Here is a 5,203-nt window from a genome sequence, read left to right as displayed (position 1 = left end):
CATCTATCAGGCCCTGTCCTGGAAGAACATCAAGGCGATGACGATCTCGACAGCCGAGACGTCGGGAACCATCCTGATGATCGTGGTGGGCTCGGCGCTGTTCGGCTGGGTTCTCGGCCGAGAGCGCGCGCCTCAGCTGGTCGCCGACGCGGTGCTGTCGCTCACCGACAACCCGATCGTCTTCCTGATCATGCTGAACGTGCTTCTGCTGGTCATCGGCACGTTCATGGACGTCACGCCGTCGATCCTGATCCTCGTCCCGATCATCGCGCCGATGGCCGAGCAGTACGGGCTGTCGCCGGTGCACCTGGGCATCGTGGTGATCTTCAACCTCCTGATCGGCCTGCTGACCCCGCCGGTCGGACTGGTGCTGTTCGTGGTGTCGAGTGTGACCGGCGTCTCGCTGGGCACGGTCATCCGCGGTGTGCTGCCGTTCTTCATCCCCCTGCTCACCGTCCTGATCCTGATCACCTTCTTCCCCTTCTTCACCGAGTGGCTGCCCGGCCTGTTCGGGTCGCTCGGCTGACTCTCACAAAGAAAGGACCATGAAAATGGCCGTCATCACGTCCGTCGAGACCAGCGACGTTCGTTTCCCCACCTCGCTGGAGCTGGACGGGTCCGACGCGGTGAACGTCGATCCCGACTATTCCGCCGCCTACGTCCGGATCGCCGCCGACAACGGTGAAGAGGGCTTCGCCCTCGTCTTCACCGGCGGCCGCGGCAACGAGATCGTCGTCAAGGCGATCGAGTCGTTCGGCGCCCGCATCCTCGGCAAGGACCTCGACTCTCTGGTTGGCGACCTCGGCGCCGCCGCGCGTTCGCTCGTGCACGACTCGCAGCTGCGCTGGCTCGGGCCCGAGAAGGGTGTCTCGCACATGGCCGCCGGAGCGGTCATCAACGCGCTGTGGGACATCGCGGCGCGCCGAGCGAACAAGCCGCTGTGGAAGTTCCTCGCCGAGCTCTCGCCGGAGGAGCTGGTCGCAGCGATCGACTTCACCCACATCACCGATGCGCTCACCCCCGACGAGGCCCTCGCCATCCTGCGCGAAGGCCAGGACGGCAAGGAAGCGCGCATCGCCGAACTCGAGCGTGACGGCTACCCGGCGTACACGACATCCCCCGGGTGGCTCGGCTACAGCGACGAGAAGCTGGTGCGCCTCAGCCGGGAGGCGGTCGATGACGGGTTCGGTCTGATCAAGCTCAAGGTCGGCGGGAGCGTCGAGGACGACCGCCGTCGTCTGGGGCTCGTGCGCGACCTTCTGGGTCCCGACTTCCCGATCGCGATCGACGCCAACCAGCGGTGGGACGTGCCCGAGGCCATCGAGTGGCTCGAGCAGCTCAAGGAGTTCAACGTCTACTGGATCGAGGAGGCCACCAGCACGGACGATGTCGTGGGCCACGCGGCCATCCGCAAGGCCATCGCTCCCATGCGCGTCGCCACGGGCGAGGCGGTTCAGAGTCGGATCATCTTCAAGCAGCTGCTGCAGCTCGAAGGGATCGACGTCATGCAGATCGACTCGACGCGCGTCGCCGGTGTCAGCGAGAACCTCGCGAACATCCTCCTCGCCAAGAAGTTCGGCGTGCCGGTCTGCCCGCACGCCGGGGGCGTGGGGCTGTGCGAGCTGGTCCAGCACTTCTCCTTCTTCGACTATGCGGTGGTCTCCAAGACGCAGGACAACAGGTTCATCGAGTACGTGGACCACCTGCACGAGCACTTCCTCGAGCCTGTCGTCATCCGTGACGGCCGCTACCAGGCACCTCAGCGTCCGGGTGTCGGCGCGGAGATGCACGACGCGTCGGTGACCGAGTGGACGTTCCCCGCCGGCGCCGGATGGGTCGAAGTCGGCGACCGCGCTGCGGTGACCGGCGCCCGCTGATCGCATGATCCTCGACACCGCGGGGCGCGCCAGCCCGTTGCGCGCCCCGCGATGTTCGTGTGATGGGCACAATCCCCCCTGCGCGCTGCCACTAACATGACGGACATGATCGACGGGACCACGGCTTCCGTAATGGGCGCGACACCAGGGTCGGCCCCAAGTGAGTCGACGGCGCGCCCGCACGCTCCAGGTGCATTCACGCTCCCCCGGTTGGATGACACGGCGGCATCCGGCGGTATTGCAGAACACGTGTACCAAGCGCTATTCCGGATGGTCATGGAAAGCGACATCGCTCCCGGTTCGCGCATGGTCATCGACAAGATCGCAAGCGACCTCGGTGTCTCATCGACACCGGTGCGGGAGGCTCTGGCGCGTCTGGAGACTCAGGGACTCGTCACGAAGGAACGTCTGCGTGGTTACTTCGCCACCGAGATCATGGGCAGCGCGGAGTTCGCGGACCTCTGGGAGTTCCGCAGGCTGCTGGAGCCACACGCGGCCCGGCAGGCTGCGATGGGCATCGACCGGACGGGGAAGGTGCGCCTGCAGTACGAGGTCGACAGCATTCGTCAGGTTCGCCTGCAGGATGATTACGCGTCGATGACGACGTTCCGTGAGCATGATCACCGCCTGCACGACCTCATCTTCGAGTTCGCCGGTAACGCGCACCTTCGTAAAGCCATGGACCAGGCACACGTCTACAACCGCATGTTCCGAATCCGATTCGCGCCCATCGACGGGTATCACGCCATTCAAGAGCACGCGGACATCGCAAGGGCGATCATCAAGGGCGACGCGGATGCTGCTGACGCAGCGATGCGCGAGCACCTCGAGCTTGCCTATCACCGCATCGAGCCCTACCTGCAGTAGCGCGGGCGCGCACTAACTCAGGATGCGCGCGCCGAACTCGGCGCTTCTGGCGCGTGTTTCCGGGGCGTGGGCGTGAGGAACGGATCGGTGACAGGTTCAGTTTATGGACATTTCAGATTGCGCGTGCGGTTCCGCGTCGGCACTTTGTCCGTGAGAGTGATCGACGGCGCGTCTGCAATGCTCCGCCGCAGACGCGGCCTAAGGCGTTGTCGGAGGACGACCGATCCTGTGACCTGCGCTCACTCGTTCGTTGAGCAGCTTCGCGAGCTCTGGCTCAATCACGCTTGCGTAGGCGACGCGACCGAACAGGCGACTGGGCGACATGACACCTTCGTGAGCGAAGTGCTCAAAGCCGAGCCGCGAGAAGTGATACGTCTCGATCAGTATCCGCTGCTTCATCCGGCGAGGTAATCGGGGCTTGTCAACGTCGTGGCCGACGTAAAGCCCAAGGACATAGGGTGATCGTCGCATGAATCTGGTCTTGCGATCATTGACCGTCCATCCTCCGGAGGCAAGCACCCCCTTGATGTCAGCGAGCAACTGATCGGAAACACCTGTGCCAGAGAATGTGAGGTCGTCTACCCACCGTGTGTAGCGGACGCCGTACCGGTCGGCAACGTCTTGGATCTCGTCGTCCATCCTGTGGAACGCAAGGTTCGATAGCACGGGACTTGTGCGGTAGCCCAGCGGGATAGCACCTTCCCGGAAACAAGCGCCTTCGATCCAGTCACATACACGCTCGTCGAACTGGGCCCGCAGAGCGTCCGCGACACGGTCGAACGTGACCTGCCCAAAGAAGTCCTCAAGATCGAGCGCCAACGCAGATCTCGATCCCGCATGCACCGAGGCGGCGGACTTGGTGCTCTTTCCGCGAACAAACCCGTGCACTGCCTCAGACGGCGTCCACCCGGTCGCGAGTATCGCGCGCGCCTGCTTATGGGCAGTGTCCAAGCGGCCTACTGCACGGTGCGCTTGCCTCCAGCGTCCCTTCGCTCGGAACGACACGGATCGCTCGTTGCTGCGTGCCCACGTGCCCCACTCGGCAACCGAGCGGGGCTCCAGACCCCAAAGCTGGGCTCGGACGGAGAACAACTCCCACGAAATCAAGGTGCCCTCCGGGGAAGCATATATACCACGGCAGATACCTCTTTCGAGGCATCGCACCTTGTCGGTAGCCCGACGCCCGCTTGTGGGCGGACGTTTCGACGGTTGAATACAACCGAATCGTCTTCCCCGAAGGGCGGAACCAACGCTAGCGCCATTACTTGATACGGCCAACCACGCCCGGCAGCTCGATGACTGAGGACATGTTGCGAACGAACGTCTTGTACATGCGGAGTGCGTGGTCCCCACCAGTCAGATGGCCTGCAAGCTCGACGCCGCCTTCGGGGCTGTAATCGACAGAGTTCGCCTCGGGCGGGTTGTGCGGCACTTCGCAGCCCTCCAATTGGCAGCACTCCATCACGCGCGCCACATACTTCAGCGTTGCGTATAGAAGGTAGTCGGCCATGGCTAGGCCAGAGTCGCCCTTGGGCTCGGTGCCCACTGCCACGTCGGTGCCAGGTCGCGTCTGGGCGATGATCGCTTCGTACCGCGAGAGCGGACTCTGATCTGCTTCAAAGACGATGTCGATCAGTTCATGCGCTCGGTACCGCGGCATCAGCACTCGCAGCAACTCGATGAAGAGCGAGTCGAAGACCTGGTCCTTCTGCGTCGATGTCAAAGCGATCGCTGTGACGATGAAGCGGACATGGCCCTTGAAGGTGGCGCCCCGGTCGAGCTCGTTGAGTAGAGGCTCGGCGAACTCCGGTCCGTCCTTCGTGGCATGCCACCCATGCGCCCTGAACCCAGGCATGCGAGGCGCGTCTTCGATGCCGGTGCGCGCCAGAATCCCCTCGCGCACCACCGAGAGGCGCTGTCGAAGTTCCAGCAGGTCCTCGATCGACTCGTATACCGCGACCCCAACCCCGTAGATCCAACGCCAGTCACAGTCGACAGACGGCGTTCTGCCAATCTGAGGGCAGCGTTGATGGGCGAGGCAAACGTTGACGACGGACTCGTCGAGCTTCATGGACACGACTGACATGCTTCTCCCTCCCATTGACCTGGTTGCGACGCCTCTGCGTGCTCCTCTCGCTCGACGCGGCCATGCAATGCGGCGCGTGGCAAACACTCGCTCAGTAGTACTCCCGCACGTACCCCAGCGCCTTCTCGAACACGTCGTTGTCGCGGATCTTGAACTGCACGTAGAGCGTCTGCCGAAGCGCCTTGCGCACCTCCTGATCGCCGGCGATCGTCGACTGCCACCCATCGAACCGCACGGCCCGAACGACCTCGTCGATCCGATCGACCACGTTCGAGACGATGATCGGCGTCTCGTCGCCCTTGAGGGCTTCGAACAGCTCGGTGAGCGCAGCTTTCCCGCGCTCCTCACGCTCGACGCGGCCATGCAATGCGGC

General features: G+C 63.8%; 6 protein-coding genes. 3 read left to right on the top strand and 3 right to left on the bottom strand.

Annotated features, from left to right (window positions below):
- From Q1V87_RS02590 to Q1V87_RS02580, 3 genes are all read left to right on the top strand, one after another.
- A partial coding sequence (locus Q1V87_RS02590) for an SLC13 family permease (RefSeq protein ID WP_300590737.1) occupies positions 1–526 on the top strand: 526 nt, incomplete at its 5' end.
- A 25-nt stretch (positions 527–551) separates the two neighbouring features.
- The gene (locus tag Q1V87_RS02585; protein WP_300590736.1) at positions 552–1,877 is read left to right on the top strand and encodes an enolase C-terminal domain-like protein; all 1,326 of its coding nucleotides are present in this window, start codon (positions 552–554) and stop codon (positions 1,875–1,877) included.
- A 210-nt stretch (positions 1,878–2,087) separates the two neighbouring features.
- On the top strand, positions 2,088–2,744 hold the full coding sequence (locus tag Q1V87_RS02580; RefSeq protein ID WP_300590735.1) for a GntR family transcriptional regulator: 657 nt from the start codon (positions 2,088–2,090) through the stop codon (positions 2,742–2,744).
- A gap of 198 nt (positions 2,745–2,942) precedes the next feature.
- On the opposite strand, the gene Q1V87_RS02575 is transcribed toward Q1V87_RS02580, so the two are convergent.
- From Q1V87_RS02575 to Q1V87_RS02565, 3 genes are all read right to left on the bottom strand, one after another.
- Positions 2,943–3,632, bottom strand: coding sequence for a reverse transcriptase family protein (locus tag Q1V87_RS02575; RefSeq protein WP_300590738.1), 690 nt, complete (start codon positions 3,630–3,632; stop codon positions 2,943–2,945).
- A 373-nt stretch (positions 3,633–4,005) separates the two neighbouring features.
- Positions 4,006–4,821: a hypothetical protein gene (locus tag Q1V87_RS02570; RefSeq protein WP_300590734.1), complete on the bottom strand. Its 816-nt coding sequence runs from the start codon at positions 4,819–4,821 to the stop codon at positions 4,006–4,008.
- A 100-nt stretch (positions 4,822–4,921) separates the two neighbouring features.
- Positions 4,922–5,203, bottom strand: a 282-nt coding sequence (locus Q1V87_RS02565) for a hypothetical protein (protein ID WP_300590733.1), incomplete at its 5' end; no start/stop codon positions are given.

The sequence above is a fragment of the Microbacterium sp. genome, assembly GCF_030149085.1.
Lineage (GTDB): Bacteria > Actinomycetota > Actinomycetes > Actinomycetales > Microbacteriaceae > Microbacterium.
Note: the sequence above shows the minus strand (reverse complement) of the source record. Positions and strands in the feature narration are given on the sequence as shown.

What these genes read in the sequence shown, in the direction of transcription:
- Q1V87_RS02585 (WP_300590736.1), top strand. Translation starts at nt 552, where the DNA reads ATGGCCGTCATCACGTCCGTCGAGACCAGCGACGTTCGTTTCCCCACC.